The 16,011-nt window shown below is 68.0% G+C and carries 15 protein-coding genes; 11 read left to right on the forward strand and 4 right to left on the reverse strand.

Going from position 1 to position 16,011, the window contains the following annotated elements; genetic code table 11:
- Positions 1 to 14: 14 nt before the first annotated feature.
- Positions 15 to 1,451 (reverse strand): aminotransferase-like domain-containing protein, encoded by a 1,437-nt coding sequence (locus tag CAL12_RS23990; protein ID WP_198298520.1) that lies wholly within the window; start codon positions 1,449 to 1,451, stop codon positions 15 to 17.
- Positions 1,452 to 1,598: 147 nt separating this feature from the next.
- Here CAL12_RS23990 and CAL12_RS23995 point away from each other — a divergent pair, with 147 nt between their 5' ends.
- The 5 genes from CAL12_RS23995 to CAL12_RS24015 all read left to right on the forward strand — a co-directional run bounded on the left by CAL12_RS23995 (position 1,599) and on the right by CAL12_RS24015 (position 6,023).
- Complete coding sequence (locus CAL12_RS23995; protein WP_086066900.1) at positions 1,599 to 2,522, forward strand: DMT family transporter; 924 nt, start codon at positions 1,599 to 1,601, stop codon at positions 2,520 to 2,522.
- A gap of 109 nt (positions 2,523 to 2,631) precedes the next feature.
- The gene (locus CAL12_RS24000) at positions 2,632 to 3,258 is read left to right on the forward strand and encodes a LysE family translocator (RefSeq protein WP_086066901.1); all 627 of its coding nucleotides are present in this window, start codon (positions 2,632 to 2,634) and stop codon (positions 3,256 to 3,258) included.
- A 115-nt stretch (positions 3,259 to 3,373) separates the two neighbouring features.
- Positions 3,374 to 4,309, forward strand: a complete 936-nt coding sequence (locus CAL12_RS24005) for an alpha/beta hydrolase (protein ID WP_086066902.1) — start codon at positions 3,374 to 3,376, stop codon at positions 4,307 to 4,309.
- A 113-nt stretch (positions 4,310 to 4,422) separates the two neighbouring features.
- On the forward strand, positions 4,423 to 5,352 hold the full coding sequence (locus CAL12_RS24010) for a dihydrodipicolinate synthase family protein (RefSeq protein ID WP_086068080.1): 930 nt from the start codon (positions 4,423 to 4,425) through the stop codon (positions 5,350 to 5,352).
- Positions 5,353 to 5,372: 20 nt separating this feature from the next.
- Complete coding sequence (locus tag CAL12_RS24015; RefSeq protein ID WP_086066903.1) at positions 5,373 to 6,023, forward strand: GntR family transcriptional regulator; 651 nt, start codon at positions 5,373 to 5,375, stop codon at positions 6,021 to 6,023.
- Here the strand turns inward: CAL12_RS24015 and CAL12_RS24020 are convergent.
- Positions 5,984 to 6,862, reverse strand: coding sequence for a ChbG/HpnK family deacetylase (locus CAL12_RS24020; RefSeq protein ID WP_332458630.1), 879 nt, complete (start codon positions 6,860 to 6,862; stop codon positions 5,984 to 5,986). The two genes, CAL12_RS24015 and CAL12_RS24020, sit on opposite strands and share 40 nt — an antisense overlap.
- 12 nt (positions 6,863 to 6,874) lie before the next feature.
- On the opposite strand from CAL12_RS24020, the gene CAL12_RS24025 reads away from it, so the two are divergent.
- On the forward strand, positions 6,875 to 7,270 hold the full coding sequence (locus tag CAL12_RS24025) for a GtrA family protein (RefSeq protein WP_086066904.1): 396 nt from the start codon (positions 6,875 to 6,877) through the stop codon (positions 7,268 to 7,270).
- Here the strand turns inward: CAL12_RS24025 and CAL12_RS24030 are convergent.
- Positions 7,230 to 8,825: an ArnT family glycosyltransferase gene (locus tag CAL12_RS24030; RefSeq protein ID WP_198298316.1), complete on the reverse strand. Its 1,596-nt coding sequence runs from the start codon at positions 8,823 to 8,825 to the stop codon at positions 7,230 to 7,232. The two genes, CAL12_RS24025 and CAL12_RS24030, sit on opposite strands and share 41 nt — an antisense overlap.
- A 1-nt stretch (position 8,826) precedes the next feature.
- The gene (locus CAL12_RS24035; protein WP_420042799.1) at positions 8,827 to 9,864 is read right to left on the reverse strand and encodes a glycosyltransferase family 2 protein; all 1,038 of its coding nucleotides are present in this window, start codon (positions 9,862 to 9,864) and stop codon (positions 8,827 to 8,829) included.
- 194 nt (positions 9,865 to 10,058) lie between these two features.
- On the opposite strand from CAL12_RS24035, the gene CAL12_RS24040 reads away from it, so the two are divergent.
- The 5 genes from CAL12_RS24040 (at position 10,059) to CAL12_RS24060 (ending at position 16,010) form a co-directional block, all read left to right on the forward strand.
- Positions 10,059 to 11,108: a TRAP transporter substrate-binding protein gene (locus CAL12_RS24040; protein ID WP_086066907.1), complete on the forward strand. Its 1,050-nt coding sequence runs from the start codon at positions 10,059 to 10,061 to the stop codon at positions 11,106 to 11,108.
- Between the two features lie 69 nt (positions 11,109 to 11,177).
- A complete protein-coding gene (locus CAL12_RS24045) occupies positions 11,178 to 13,076 on the forward strand; it encodes a TRAP transporter large permease (RefSeq protein ID WP_086066908.1) in 1,899 nt (632 codons plus the stop codon).
- An 8-nt stretch (positions 13,077 to 13,084) separates the two neighbouring features.
- Complete coding sequence (locus CAL12_RS24050; protein ID WP_086066909.1) at positions 13,085 to 14,173, forward strand: LacI family DNA-binding transcriptional regulator; 1,089 nt, start codon at positions 13,085 to 13,087, stop codon at positions 14,171 to 14,173.
- Positions 14,170 to 15,183, forward strand: a complete 1,014-nt coding sequence (locus CAL12_RS24055; RefSeq protein ID WP_086066910.1) for a hydroxyacid dehydrogenase — start codon at positions 14,170 to 14,172, stop codon at positions 15,181 to 15,183. Before CAL12_RS24050 ends, CAL12_RS24055 begins: the two co-directional genes overlap by 4 nt.
- Complete coding sequence (locus CAL12_RS24060; protein ID WP_198298317.1) at positions 15,180 to 16,010, forward strand: amidohydrolase family protein; 831 nt, start codon at positions 15,180 to 15,182, stop codon at positions 16,008 to 16,010. Before CAL12_RS24055 ends, CAL12_RS24060 begins: the two co-directional genes overlap by 4 nt.
- Position 16,011 lies beyond the last annotated feature (1 nt).

Genomic DNA, 16,011 nt, shown 5'->3' on the forward strand with positions numbered 1-16,011 from the left:
GCTGATGAATGGCCTTAGGATAACCGCCCGGCGGGCGTGTCGCGCCCCGCCGGATGCGGCATCAATTGCCGCAGCAGTTGCCAGGCCGCCGCATTGTCCACCATGCTGGCGGAAAAACGCATATAGGTCGTCGGCGCCTGCGAAGGCGAAAACAGGGAGCCCGGCGCCAATAGCATATTGCGCTCCGCGGCCGCGCGGGCCAGGGTTTCGCTGTCGCGGCCGCAGTCGGCCCAGATGAACATCCCGGCGTGGGGCAGTTCCGGTATCCGCAGGCCCAGCTCCAGCAAAAGCCGCACGCAGCGTTCGCGCGCCTCGTCCACGCGAGCGCGTACGCGCTCCACATGCCGGCGGAACAGGCCGTCGGCCAATATGCGATGGATCACGCGTTCGCCCAGCTCGGGCGTCGTCAGGCCGGCCAGCATCTTCAGATCGGCCAGTTTCTGCAGCAGCGCCGGCGCCGCCGCCACGTAGCCCACGCGCAGGCTGGGCGCCAGCATCTTGGAAAAGCCACCCACCAGGATGACGCGGTTCAAGCGGTCCAGCACCGACAGGCGCATGGCGTTGCCGGGATGCAGTTCCGAATAGGTATCGTCCTCGATCACCGAAAAATCGTAGCGCTCGGCGATGCGCAGGATGTCGTAGGCCGCGCCGGCGGACAAGGTGTGGCCGGTCGGATTGTGCACCACGCTATTGACGATGAAGAGCTTGGGGCGATGCTGCGCGGCCAGCTTTTCCAGGACGTCGATATCCGGACCGGCGGCCGTGCGCGGCACACCGATGACGCGTGCGCCGACGGCGGCCAGGCGGCCGAAAATGACGAACCATGCCGGGTCTTCCACCAGCACCGTGTCGCCCGGCCCGACCAGCAGGCGGGCGATCAGGTCCAGTCCATGGGTGACGCCGGAGGTGGTCAACAGGTTGTGGTCGGGATGGGCCGGCACGCCCAATCCCTGCAACAGCGCGGCAATCTGCTGGCGCAGGCCCGGATAGCCTTGCGGCTGGCCATAGGACAGGAAGTTGCCACGCACCGAGCGCCCGACCGCGCGCACCGCGCCGGCGATCATGTCGGCATCCAGCCAGTCGGCCGGCAGCAGGCCCGCGCCGCCGGGCATGCCGGGCGTATTGGACTCGCGGAACATGCTGCGCAACAGCCACGATATATCGATGCGCGCGGGCGTATCGAGGCTGGCTTCGGCCGCCGGCACCGCGGCGGCGGCGCGGGCGGTATCGCGCGGCGCCACGAAAAAGCCGGCGCCGCGCCGCGACTGCACCAGGCCGCTGGCCGCCAGGCGATCGTAGGCCTCCACCACCGTGAAGCGGCTGACGCCGGCCTGTTCCGCCATGGCGCGGATCGACGGCAGGCGCGAACCGGGACGCAGGCCTTCGTCGGCGATGCGGCGCGCCAGGTCGTCGGCCAGCTGTGCCGCGAGCGTCACGTCGTTGCCGCGCACGGGGCGCCAGGTGGCGAGGGAATCGGAAAGTGTCATGGGCGGAGCGCCAGGCCAGTTATCACAGTGAACCGGTGAAGTGTATCGGTACTGTACCGGAAACTGTCCGTAGAGTGTCATCCAAGCCGCCCTTTTTACTGGAATACCCGCATGCCGCGTCCACCCGCTTCCATCGCCGCCCCGCAATCGCCCGCCGCCGTGCCGCACGGCTGGGAGGGCTATGGCGCCGCGCTGCTGGGCATCGCCATCTTCAGCCTGACGCTACCCATGTCGCGCGTCGCGGTCGCGGAGCTGGATCCGTTGCTGGTGGCCCTGGGACGCGCGGTGGTGGCGGCCGTGCCGGCCGGCCTGCTGCTGTGGCTGACGCGCAGCCGCCTGCCGCGGCGGGAAGAAATTTCCGGAATCGCCCTGGCCGCGCTGGGCGTGGTCGTGGGCTGGCCGATCGCCTCCACGCTGGCCATGCAGTCCGTTCCGTCGGCCCACGGCGCGGTGGTCAACGGCCTGCTGCCGCTGGCGACGGCGGCCTTCGCCGCGCTGGGCAGCGGCGAGCGGCCTCCGCGCCGATTCTGGCTCTGGGCCCTGGCCGGCGCCTGCCTGGTCGCGGCGTTCGCGCTGCGCGAAGGTGGCGGGGCGCCGCAGGCCGGGGATCTCTGGCTGCTGGTCGCGACGGCACTGGGCGGCATGGGTTACGCCGAAGGCGCGCGCGTGGCACGCACCCTGGGCGGCTGGCGGACGATCTGCTGGGCGCTGGTCCTGAGCGCTCCCTTCATCGTCGCGCCGGTGGCATGGATGGCCGCGCGCGTACCGGTGGCGCCCACGCCGACGGTCTGGCTGGCACTTGCCTACCTGTCGTTCGGTTCGATGTTCCTGGGCTTCTTCGCCTGGTACCACGGGCTGGCCCGCGGCGGGATCGCCAAGGTCGGACAGATCCAGCTGCTGCAGCCTTTCATCACCGTATGCGCCGCCGGGCTGCTGTTCGGCGAGCAGGTCGCGCCCGCCACCCTGGCATTCGCGCTGGCCGTCATCGCGGTCATCGCCGGCGCCCGCGCCGCGGCGGCGCGCCGCAAGGCCTGACCCCGCGCCCCCACCACGCGCCCCAGTACACAGCCCCACTAAACACCCAACTACGCACCCAACTACAAATCCCACCCCGCGCCATTCCGGGAACCGCGGAGACAACGCCATGACCGACAACATCCCTTTGCTTTCCGCCAGCCTGCTCGGCCCCGTCGCCCTGTTTTCCCTGGTCAGCTCGATCACGCCGGGCCCGAACAACATCATGCTGGCCTCATCCGGCCTGAACTTCGGCTTCCGCCGCACGCTGCCCCACATGTTCGGCGTGAACATCGGCTTCACGCTGATGATCCTGCTGGTAGGCGCCGGCCTGGGCGCGGTATTCCACAGTTCGCCGCTGCTGTACACCGTACTGAAGTACGGCGGGGCAGCCTATCTGCTGTACCTGGCCTGGAAAATCGCCACGGCCGGCGAAATCCGCGAAGGCGACCGGCGGGCGCGCCCCTTCACCTTCCTGCAGGCGGCGGCATTCCAATGGATCAATCCCAAGGCATGGGTGATGGTCGTCGGCCTGGCCGCCACCTATATCCCGGAGGCCGGATTCTTCATGAACCTGGTGGTGGCGACCATCGTCTGCGGCATCATCAACCTGCCCGCCATCGGGGTCTGGGTCACCTTCGGCACGGCCTTGCGGCGCGTCCTGCACAAGCCGGGCGCCGTGCGGGCTTTCAACCTGGGGATGGCGGTGCTGCTGGTGCTGTCACTCTATCCGGTCGCGGAGGACCTGCTGCGGTAGGGTCGCCGCGGGCCGCCGCCCGCCCGCCTTTGCGCCCGCCTTTGCGGCTGCCCTCCTGCCCGCCTGCCTGCATCCATGCCCGGGAACCCGCGCGGCGGGGACGGGTCTATCGTCCATGCCCGGTTCTTCCCGATTGCCCATCCGTATCCGCCTGCGGCGCGCCCTGGCCTGCGTGCTGCTGGCCAGCGCCGCCATCGTGGGCTGCACCCAGCTGGACGCCTGGCAGCGCGAAGCCATTTTTTCGCCGGCGCGCGGCGACCAGCGCTGGTTCAGCGAACCGCCCGCCGGCACGCGCGTATTCGATCTGGCCGTGGCACCCGGCCAACAAGTCCGCGCCTGGTACTGGCAAAGCCCGGACCCGGGGGCGCCCACCGTCCTGTATCTGCACGGCGCGCGCTGGAACCTGAACGGTAGCGCCTTCCGCATGGCCAGTTGGACCCGCCTCGGCTATTCCGTCCTGGCCATCGACTACCGCGGTTTCGGGGATTCCACCCAGATACTGCCGTCCGAAGAAAGCGCCGGCCAGGACGCCGCCGCGGCGCTGGGGGAACTGGCCAGGCGCCAGCCCGATCCCGCCCGGCGCTTCGTCTACGGACACAGCCTGGGCGGCGCGATCGCCATCGACCTGGCCTCCCGCAAGGACATGCCGCCCATTGCGGGATTGATCGTCGAATCCAGCTTCACCAGCATCGCCGCCATGCTGCAGACCCTGAAATGGGGCTGGGTGCCCGGGGCCAGCCTGCTGGTCACGCAGCCCTTCGATTCCCTGGACAAGCTGGCCGACATGACGACGCCAGTGCTTTTCCTGCACGGCACCGAGGACCGCGTGGTGCCGCACACCATGAGCGACCAGTTGTTCGCCGCCGTGCAGAAAGTGGCGCCCAACCTGAAGCGGCTGGTCAAGATCGACGGCGCCTCGCATTCCGGCGCGGTGCGCAGCGGCCCGGTCTACGACCAGGCGGTGGAGTCCTTCGTCCACGACGCCACCGCTGCCTACCGGGGCGCGCCCATGCCGCCCCAACCGCCCATCGACGCACGGGCGCCGTTGTAAATATATTAAGCACCCAGTAGACTGCCCCATCGGCGCGCCGGACAGATCCGGATCGGCCACGATCCCGTCAGGGAAACGTGGCGCCGGGCGCCCACTTTCCGATGGAGATCGACTTGAACCGCACGCGCTGGCAAGGGGTGTTTCCCGCCGTCACGACCAAGTTCCACGAAGACGAATCGCTGGATCACGAGGAAATGCGCAGGCATTTCGCCTACCTGATCGACAACGGCGTCCACGGCATGGTCACCTGCGGATCGCTGGGCGAAGCCAGCACGCTGTCGATGGACGAAAAACTGTCAGTTGCGCGTACGGCGGTGGACGTCAGCGCCGGCCGCGTCCCGGTGCTGGCCAACGTCTCGGAAACCAGCACCCGCGACGCGCTGCGCTATGTGAAGGCGGCGGTCGACCTGGGCGTGGATGGCTTCATGGTGATGCCTTCGGTGCTCTATGTGGCGGATGCCCGCGAAGCCATGCAGAACGTGCGCGCCATTGCCGAAGCCGCGCGCAAGCCCTGCATGATCTACAACAACCCGGTCGCCTATCGTGTCGACCTGAAGCCCGAGCACATGGCGCAGCTGGCCGACTGCGAATGGCTGGCCGCGATCAAGGAAAGCACGGACGACATCCGCCGCATCACCGACCTGCGCAATGCGCTGGGCACCCGCTATCAGCTGTTCATCGGCGTGGACGATCTTTCGTTCGAGGCCCTGGCCCTGGGGGCCGACGGCCTGCTGGCCGGCCTGGTGACGGCCTTCCCGCGCGAGACCGTGGCGCTGTACGACCTGATGAAGGCCGGCGAATGGGCGCAGGCGCTGAAGCTCTATCAGTGGTTCACGCCCCTGCTGCACCTGGATGTATCGACGAAGCTGGTGCAGAACATCAAGCTGGCCGAAACCCTGGCCGGCGTCGGCAACGAGTTCGTGCGCCGTCCGCGCCTGCCGCTGGCCGGCGAAGAACGCGCGCGTGTCGAAGCCATCGTCGGCGCGGCGCTCGAAAGGCGTCCGGAAGAATACCGGTCGCGTCCGCCCACCGTCGCGCGCTGACGGTCTTGCCGCGCACGACCATGAACGCCGCCTTGCCCAAACGCCGTGCCGCCGACGTCGCCTACGACGCGGTCGAAAGCATGATCGCCACGCTGCAGCTGCAGCCCGGCAGCCCCGTCGTCGAAGCCGAACTGGTGCAACGCACGGGACTGGGCCGCACGCCGCTGCGCGAAGCCTTGCTGCGCATGGTGTCGGCGGGACTCATCACCCAGGAGCCGCGACGCGGCTTGCGCGTCTCCACCGTGGAGCTGGCCGACCATCTGGACCTGCTGCAGACCCGCCGCAGCCTGGAACGGCTGATCGCCACCGCGGCGGCGCGGCGCGCGACGCCGCCCCAGCGCGCGGCCATCCTGGAATGCGCGGCGAATATGATGCGCGCGGCCCAGGGCGGCGACCTCGACGACTACATGCGCGCCGACCAGATGCTGGACCATGCCTGCCATGAGGCCTGCCGCAATACGTCCGCGGTCACGGCGGTCACCCCATTGCTGATCCAATGCAGGCGCTTCTGGTACGCCTACCAGCACGAAGGCGACGTCATGGAAGGCGCGCGCCATCACCAGGACCTGGCGCAGTCCGTCGCAAGCGGCGACGAGCGCGCCGCCGCGCATGCCGCGGACACGCTGCTGGACTATCTGGAAGCGTTCGCGCGCAAGGTCATCGACGCATAGCGCGACACCCGCACGCCTGTCGACGCCATCCATTCGTGCAGGCTGGAGCCGGACAGCACCTGGTACTCGGCGCCGCGCTGCGCATCCATGCCCTGCCTGCCGCCGGCGGGCAGCGCGGGATGGCACATCAGCAGATCGCCGTCGGAGGCGTTGCGCAGCCACAGCCTGAGCAGGCCGTCATAGACCTGCGCCCCGCCCTGGAAATCGTAGACGCCCAGGAAGCGCCGATTGGTGCTCAGCCCCGCCCGCGCCGCGCCGCGCGCGAAAGCCGCCGATCCCAAGGCCGCGATGATCCGGGCCTTGCGCCGCAACGGCGCGGGTACGCCATCCAGGCAGCCCGGCGACGTATCGCGCAGCCACGGGGTGTGGGCATCGCTGCCCTGGGCTGGGTAGCGGCGCGCCAGCACCTCGAACAGGGCATCGCGTATCTGTGGCAACTGATGCACGTGCTGATGGCCGTCGATGAAGTCGGGCATACGGCCGATCGCCGACTCGAAAGCGTCGAGCTGGCGTTCGATCTGGCGCTGGACGCGGCCGCGATTCAACACGCGCGCATAGGCGCAGGCGATCAGCCGCGGCAAAGGCAGGTATAGTCCCGGCGCGCCCAGCGTTTCGGTGAAGTTCAGATGCAGGCCGGCATCGACGTCCAGCTCGCGCAGCCTGGCCGCGTCGGCGCGAAAGGAAGGCGCCTGCGCCAGGCAACCGACGGCGCTCAGGCGCCCCGCGCCGGCCAGCGCGAGTATGCCATCGTCGATGGCGGCGCTCATGCCAAAATCGTCGGCGCATACGACAATGCGCCTGCTGCCCGCATGCGTGGGCTCTTGCAACATCATCGTCATGGAAGTTCTGGAATGCGGAGCCTGATCCGACAATTGAGCTGGTTCGTCGCCGTTGGCTGCGCGGCCGCCGCCACCCATTGGATAACGGCCGTCGGCTGCGTGGAAGCCCTGGGCGCCCCGCCACTGGCCGCCAACGTGGTCGGCTGGCTGGTGGCGTTCGGTGTTTCGTTCAGCGGTCATTATCGGCTCACTTTCCGGCATCAGGCCACTGCATGGCATGTGGCGGCGCTACGTTTTTTCTGCATCTCGGCCGCCGGCTTCCTGATCAACGAAGCCGCCTACGCCTGGTTGCTGCGGCACACCACGCTGCGATACGACGTCCTGCTCGGGCTGGTGCTGATCGCCATCGCCGTGCTGACCTTCATCTTCAGCCGTTTTTGGGCGTTCCGTCGCAGTAGCGCGACCTGAACGCAGCGTCGGGCACGACGCGCCACAGCGCGCGCTTGCCGTTCACCGCGAACGGGGCGACGCCGCGCAAGGCGGGATAGGCTTCCTGGTCGTCGGCCGGATTGCCCCAGAACCAGAAGGCCTGCCCGGCCGGCGCGGCGCACAGCCGCGACTGCAGTTCATGCATGGAGATCAGCGTGTCCTTCATCACGTCGGGACGAAATTGGCCGGCGTCATAAAGTTCCTTGCGCCAATTGTCGCGCACGGGGATTTCAGGATTGTTCCAGTCGTCCACGACCCAGGCCGGCCGCGTGTCGCGCATGTTCATGGGCAGGTCGTAGGCGTAGGCATGCAGCATGACGATCTGGTCGCCCGGCTTGAAGTCGGGCCGCGCACGCCGCGCCAGCGGCGCGGACGTGGGCGACGAATAGATGGCGACGAACACCGTCATCAGCACGCAGAACGCGATCGCCACCGCCTGGCACAGGCGATAGCCGCGGCGCGTCGCGTCGGCCTCGCGGCCCGCCAGGCCGGCGGCGATGACCTCGGCCACCAGGACGGCCAGTGGCGCCAGCGCGGGCAGCACATAGCCCACCAGCTTGGACGCCGGCAGCGAAAAGAACGCCACCACCACCGCGATCCAGATTCCCATCAGCAGCCGCACAGCATACGCCTCGCCGTTCTCGCGCGACCAGAACGCCTTGCGGAACACCGCCCCCAGCCAGAAGGTCCAGGGCAGGATCAGCCCCGCCAGCACGGGAAGATAGAACCAGAAGGGCTCGCGGTTGTTGAAGGTGGCTTCGGCGAAACGGTCGAACTGCTGGTAGATGAAGAAATAGTTGAAGAAGCCGGAGAAATCTTCCTGCATGGCCCAGAACCACGGCAGGCACACCACCACGAAGGCGACGATGGCGGGCGGCCACAGCAACGCGGCCAGGCCGCGCCACTGCCGCAGCGCGACGATCCAGAAGAACAGGATGCCGGCCGGCAGCACCACGCCGATCAGGCCCTTGGAAAGCACGCCCAGCGCGGCCAGTACGCCCGTCGCCAGGGCAAGCATGCGCCAGGGCGCGCCACGCGTGGCATTCAGCACCGTCGCGGCGCCAGCCACGGTGGTCAGCGTGATCATGCCCGCGACCAGCATGTCCAGGTTGGCGAACTGCGCGGCGCCAAAGAAGAAGGGCTGCGTGGCCAGCACCATCAGGGCGATGGTGGCCGTCCGCACGCCGCGGTAGCGCCGCATGAAGGCATACACGGCCATCGCCGCGGCCCAGGCGGCCAGCCAGGAGGGCAGGCGCGCCGCCCAGGGGTGCACGCCGAACACATCGAAGGCGGCCGACGCCAGCCAGTAGTAGAGCGGCGGCTTGTGAAAGAACGGCATGCCGTTCAACAGCGGCACGATGCGATCGCCGCTGCGCATCATTTCCCAGGCGACGCCCGCGTAACGACCTTCATCCGGGAGGGTCATCGGCCGCAGCCATGACAGCCAGACCAGCCACACGCCGGTCAGCAGGAAAAGCCATCCCCTGGACAACGCCTCCAGGCGGCGCATCCATGCATCGAGTACTCGCGCCATGTTATCGGGAATTATTTTTTTCGGTGAAGACCCTGCCGCGCTGTTCTCGCACGACATACAGGGGACGGCCCTTCACTTCGTCGAAGATGCGGCCGACGTATTCGCCGACGACCCCCAGGGACAGCAGGTTGATGCCCGCGAAGAACATCAGTGCGGCGACGATGGTGGTCCAGCCGGACACCGCGTTGCCGTACATCAGGAAGTCCACCACCAGGTACACCCCGTAGGCGAACGACAGCAGCGCGAAGACCAGGCCTATCATGCTCACCAGGCGCAGCGGCCAGGTGGTGAACGCCGTCAGGCCGGCGAAGGCCAGCTTGAACAGCTTGCGCTTGCTGTAGTGCGTGGTGCCATGCGCTCGCTCGTCGGGCGTATAGGGCAGCGCCTCGGCCTGGAATCCCACCCAGGCGTACAGGCCTTTCATGAAGCGCGTGCGCTCGGGCAGCGCGTTCAGCGCCTGCACCACGCGGCGGTCCATGAGACGGAAGTCGCCCGCGTTCGCCGGCACGTCCACCCCGCGTCCTTCGCTGAGCATGCGATAGAACAGATGCGAGCCGGCGCGCTTGAACCAGGACTCGGAATCGCGGTTCTCGCGCACGGCGTAGACCATGTCCGCGCCGGCGCGCCAGCGCGCCAGCATTTCCGGGATCAGGGCGGGCGGATGCTGCATGTCGGCATCCAGCGAGATGACGACGTCGCCGGTGGATGCCTCCAGGCCCGCGCTCAGCGCGGCTTCCTTGCCGAAGTTGCGCGACAGGCGCACGTAGCGGAAGCCGGCGATGGCCGTCCACTGCTGCATCAGTTCCGCGGTGCCGTCCGTGCTGCCGTCATCGGTGACGACGACTTCCCAGGAATTGCACAGCTTGCCCAGCATGGACATCAGCGCGGGCAGCAGCACGCGCAGGTTGTCGCATTCATTCAGGCAGGGAACGACGCAGGAAATTCGGATGTCGCAGATTTCCGGCCGGGGAGGCAGGGCGTCGGCGGGGAGCGTGCGCGGCGCGAACGCTTCAGTGCGGGATTCGATGTACATGACGATCGCAGGGTAGTAACTGCTGCGGCGCAGTATCCGCCCCTGGTCGTCGAATTTTCATGAAATGGCGCGTAACGAAGCCATGGAACTTGCCGCCTCGCCTGCGGGAGGCCCCTATTGTAATGAAACCGCAAAACCCCTAGCATCCGTAGAACGATTTACTAAATCGTTACACCACTAAAAAATACGGAGACAAGCCCATGATTTCGCACGCCTTTTCACCACCGAAACCTCTCGTCTCGCGCCGCGGCTTCCTGAAATCGGCGGCCGGCGCCGCCGCCGCCGTGGCCGCGCCCGGCGTCCTGGCCGCCCCGGCCACCGTGGCCCTGCGCTGCTCGATATCCCAGCCGGCCGACCAGCAATCCGCCCAATACATCTGGTACGAGCGCTTCGCCAGCGACCTGAAACAGTCCGTGGGCGACCGCATGCGCGTGGACATCTTCCCCAACGGCCAATTGGGCAAGGAGTCGGACGTGGTCCAGCAGGTGCGCCTGGGATCCATCGACATGATGATCACGGGCAGCTCGATCTGGGCGACGGCGCTGCCGGAACTGGCGCTGCTGGACATGGGTTTCGTGTTCGACAGCTGGGAACACGTCAACAAATCGGTCGACGCCGGCGTGGGCGAGCAGTTCAACAAGCTGCTGCAATCGCGCACCGGCTGCACGTTCATCGGCTGGGGCAACCACTTCAACGCGCGCAGCGTCTACACTAAGAAAGTCGTGGAACACGACAGCGAGCTGAAGAACGTCAAGCTGCGCGTCCTGCCGACGCCCATCTTCGTCGAAACCTTCAAGCTGATGGGCGCCATCCCGACGCCCATCCCCATCAACGAGCTTTACACGGCGGTGCAGACCGGCGTGGTCGACGGCTTCGAGCATGACGCCGCGACGGTGCTGTCCAGCAAATTCAATGAAGTCGTCAGCAACTGCTGGCTGACCAACCATCTGTTCAGCCCCTCCATCACGGCCATCGGCAAGCGCGGCCTGGGCAAGGTGCCGGCCGACCTGCAGCCCGCCTTCCTGAAGGCGGCGGAAGAAGCGTCGCTGTACCAGCGCCAGGTCGCGGGCAGCAAGGGCAAGCAGGCGTTGGCCGAGCTGGAGAAGCTGGGCATCAAGTTCCACCCCATGGATCCCGGCGAACGCCAGCGCCTGCGCCAGGCCATGGAAGAAAAGCTGTGGCCCAGCGTGACGTCGCAGTACCCGGTGACCAAACCGATGCTGGACATCATCAATCAGTCGCGCGCCTGAGCGCCCCGATGAACCCGCCTGTCCGCGGCGGCAGCGCCGCGAGGGGCGGGACATCCGCTGGAGGACAGCATGAACGCACATGTACTGGCAGGCGCCGGCACGCCGGCGGGCCACGCCACCGGAGACGGCGGCGTGGCGCAGGCGCGCTGGCTGGCGCGCATCTGCAGCATCATCGAACATTTCTGCGGCCTGGTGCTGGCCGTGGACGTGGGCGTCGTCTTCGTCTCGGTCATCCTGCGCTACTTCCTGCACAGTCCCGTGGACTGGGCGGAAGAAGCCGCGCGCGGGCTGATGGTGACGCTGGTGTTCCTGGGCGGCGCCACCGTACTGGCGCGCCGCCAGCACGTGGGCATCGACGTCTTTCGCGGCCTGCTGCCCCGGTCATGGCGGGAACCCGCCTTGCAGCTGGGCGGCTGGGCGGTAGCGGGCACCTCGGCCGCGTTGTGCTATTCGTCGTGGGAACTGCTGCAGGACTCGGTGAACGTCACCACGCCTATCGGCACCCCGCAGTGGCTGAGCGTGCTGCCGGTCTTCGTGGGCGCCCTGTTCATGACGGTCGTCGGCATCGCCAATGCGCTGTGCGGGCCTCGCCGCGCGGTGTACGGCACGCTGGCCGGGGCGGTCGCGTTGTGCGTGGCGGTCTGGGCGTGGAACGCCCATATGCCGGAGGCCTGGGCGATACGGCCATGGCTGCTGCTCACGCTGGCCTTCGTCTTCAGCCTGGTCGCGGGCGTGCCGATCGCCTTCGTGCTGGCGCTGTCGTCGCTGGTGTATTTCCTGGCCGAGCCATCCTTGCCGCTGATCATCTATTCGCAGCAGGTGATGGCGGGGATGGATCACTTCGTGCTGTTGGCGATTCCCTTCTTCGTGCTGGCCGGACTGGTCATGGAATCGAACGGCATGTCGACGCGCCTGATCGAGCTGCTGGTGCGGATGTTCGGCCGGGTGCGCGGGTCGATGAACCTGATCTCCATCCTGGCCACGGCTTTCTTCTCCGGCGTATCGGGTTCCAAGCTGGCCGACATCGCCGCGGTGGGCGGTATCGTCGTACCGGCGGTGCGCCGGACGAAGCAGGACGTCAACGAAACGGCGGCGGTGCTGGCAAGCTCGGCCGTGATGGCGGAAACGATACCGCCATGCGTGAACCTGATCATCATGGGCTTCGTCGCCAATATCTCGATAGGCGGCCTGTTCCTCGCGGGACTGGTGCCGGCGGCGGTGCTGGCCACCGGGCTGTCGGCCATGGCGATCTGGTTCGGCAAGAAGGTCGATCCCATGCTGGCGTTCCCGGTGCGCATGCCGTGGCCGCAGCTGCTGGGCGGCGCCTTCATCGCGCTGGTGATGGTGGGCATGATAGGCAAGGGCGTGACGTCGGGCGTGGCCACGTCCACGGAAGTGTCCGCCTTCGCGGTGGTGTACGCGCTGGTCGCCGGCGCCCTGGCCTTCCGCGAGCTGACGCCGCGCGCGATCGTGGCGCTGTTCGTGCGCGCGGCATCCATGGCGGGCGGCATCCTGTTCATCATCGCCGCGGCGTCCAGCGTGGCGTTCGCGCTGACGGTGCAGCAGTTGCCGACCTTCCTGTCCGACACCATGACGCACCTGGCGCACGACTACGGCAGCACCGCGTTCATCCTGGTGTCAGCGGCGCTGATGGTGGTGTTCGGCGCCATCCTGGAAGGGGCGCCGGCGCTGATCATCTTCGGCCCGCTGCTGACGCCCATCGCGCAGCAGGTCGGCGTGAATCCGCTGCACTTCGGCACCGTGGTGGTGATCGCCATGGGCCTGGGCCTGTTCGCCCCGCCCTTCGGCCTGGGACTGTTCGCCACCTGCGCCATGACCGGCACTCGCGTCGAAGAGGTATCGCGGCCGATGGTCAAATACCTGATCCTGCTCGCGATCATGCTTATAGTGCTGATCTTCGTGCCCGCGATCAGTCTGTGGGTGCCGCGCATGATGAATATGGCTTGAGAGAGGCAATGACGACGATCCAGGATGTAGCCGCGCTGGCGGGCGTGTCGGTCAGCTCGGTGTCCAACGTACTGAACGGCCGCACGGACCGTCTCCGCCGCGATACCCTGCAGCGCGTGCAGGACGCGATCAGGGAACTGAACTACCGGCCCAACCTGGTGGCGCGCCAGTTGAAGACGGGTTACGCGCCCCTGATCGGACTGCTGGTGCCGTCCACCGCCAACCCCATGTTCGGCGAACTGGCCGTGCACGTGGAAGCCGCCGCGCGCGACGCGCACGGCTTTCGCGTGCTGCTGGGCAATACGCATCGCGATCGAGAGCAGGAGTCGCGCACCTTCGACGACCTGATTTCGCTGGGCGTGCGCGGCGTCATCCTGGCGTCGTCGCGCACCGACGAGGATCACCTGGACGCCGCGATCGCACGCGGCCTGGCGGTGGTCAGCTACGACCGCGGCGGCGACGGCGATACGCGGTCGCGCATCGATCACGTATCGCCGGACAACATGCTGGCGTCGCGGCTGGCGGTGGCGCACCTGGTGGCGCACGGCCATCGGCGGCTCGCACTGGTGACGCCGGACGTGAAGACGGTCAGCCGGACGCTCAAGCGCCAGGGCTTCCTGCAGGCGGCGCGGGAGGCCGGCCTGGCCGACCACGCGCAGGTGCTGGAAGGGGCCACGCGGACGGGCTATGGCGATTCGAACCTGGCCGACGAAGGCTATGCCATGGCGGGTCGCATCGCGGCGATGCCGTCGCGGCCGACCGGCATCATCGCCATCAACGACATGATGGCGATGGGCCTGATGGCTGGCCTGCATCAAGCGGGCTTGTCGGTGCCGGGCGATGTGTCGGTCATCGGCATGGACAACCTGGTGATGACGGCCTACGCCAACCCGCCCTTGACCACGGTGGAAATGCCCAGCGCCGACATGGCCCGCGCCATGGTGGCGATGGTGATCGAACGGCTCGCGCAACCGGCCTTGCCGGCGCGCGAAGTGCTGTTCCAGCCACGGCTGGTGGAACGGCGGTCGGTGGCGCCGCCACCGGCGGCAGCTTCCCCGCGCCCACGTGCGCGGGCTCCCAGGAAAACATCCGCATGACCCCGACCATACTGTTGACGCATTCCCCACACGCCCTGGAAAACTACTACGGCGACCGTGCGCTGCGCGGCCTGCGCGAACTGGGCGACGTGCGCCTGAACCCCGGCGCCGACCCCACCACGCCGGAAGCGCTGATCCACCTGGCGCAAGGCTGCCACATCATCGTCTCCAGCCGCCTCGCCGCGGCGCCCGCGGCGGTATTCGACGCCCTGCCCGATCTCGTCGCCTTCTGCCGCGTCGCCGTGGACATCCGCAACATCGACGTCGACGCCGCCAGCCGCAATGGCGTGCTCGTCACCCGCGCGACCCCGGGCTTCGACGCCTCGGTGGCGGAATGGGTCGTCGGCGCCATGATCGACGCCAGCCGCCACATCAGCCGTGCCGCGTCGGCCTATTGGACCGGCCAGCCGGCGCCCGTCGTCATGGGCCGCGAGTTGCGCGGCGCGACGGTGGGGATCATCGGCCATGGCCACATCGGCAGCTATCTGGCGCGCATCACCCAGGCGCTGGGCATGCAGGTGCTGGTGCAGGACCCGCAAGCGCAAACACTGGCGGCGGGCATGCGCCAGGTGGACCTGGACACGCTGCTGGCCGCGTCCGACTATGTCGTGTGCCTGGCGCCCGCCCTGCCGGAAACGGCGAACCTGATGGGCCGCGCCGCCTATGCGCGCATGAAGCCGGACGCGATCTTCATCAACGCATCGCGCGGCGAACTCGTCGACGAAGAAGCGCTGCGCGACGCGCTCGACCGGGGCGTCATCGCCGGCTGCGCGCTGGACGTCGGCCGCGCGCAGGACCAGATGCCCTCGCCCTGGCTGGCCGCGCACCCGCGCGTCATCGCCACGCCGCACGTCGGCGGGCTGACGCCGCAGGCCGCCGAGCACCAGGCCATGGATACGGTGGAACAGGTGCGCGCCATCGTGACGGGCGCCGAACCGCCGCATGCGGTCAACGCGGCGCATGCAACCCGCCTGCGCCGACTGGATCGATCCTCAGGAACCGGAAAATGAAGACACCGCTGTTGAAAGCGCCGACCGGCGCCTGCGATTGCCATATCCACGTTTACGAGCTGCAACGCTTTCCACTCGCGTCGACCGCCACTTTCGGGCCGCCGCAGGCGTCCTGGGCCGACTATCTGGAGGTGCGCCGGGCACTGGGGCTGACGCGCGCCGTCATCGTGCAGGCCACCGGCTATGGCTTCGACAACCGCTGCGCGCTGGAAGCGCTGGCGCTGGCGCATGGATCCGCGCGCATGATCGCCACGCTGCCGGTGGATACGCCGGCCGGCGAATTGCGGCGGCTGCATGACCTGGGCGTGCGGGGCGTGCGATTCATGATGATTCCCAACAGCGGCGGCGTCATGCAGTGGGACGACCTGGAACCCATGGCCGAACGCATCGCCGCGCTTGGCTGGGTCATCAACCTGCAGCTGGATGGCCGCGAACTGCCGCACTACGAAAAACGGCTGGCCGACCTGCCCTGCCAGCTCAGCATCGACCACAACGGCAAGTACCTGACGCCGGTCGCGCCTGCCGATCCGGCGTTCCGGGCCCTGCTGCGGCTGTTGGAAGGCGGCCGCGTGTGGGTCAAGCTGTCCGCCCCCTACGAAACGTCGAAATCCGGGCCACCGCAGTATGACGACGTCGGCGCCCTGGCCGCCAGCCTGGCGGGCGCTTTTCCCGATCGTTGCCTGTGGGCCAGCAACTACCCGCACCCCGGCCGCACCGATGCGCCGGACAACGCGGACATGCTGGACCTGCTGGCGCGCTGGGCGCCGGACGAACAGGTCCGCAAGAAGGTCCTGGTGGACAATCCGGCGCGCCTGTACGGGTTCTGAC

The organism is Bordetella genomosp. 8, from assembly GCF_002119685.1.
GTDB lineage: Bacteria > Pseudomonadota > Gammaproteobacteria > Burkholderiales > Burkholderiaceae_B > Bordetella_C.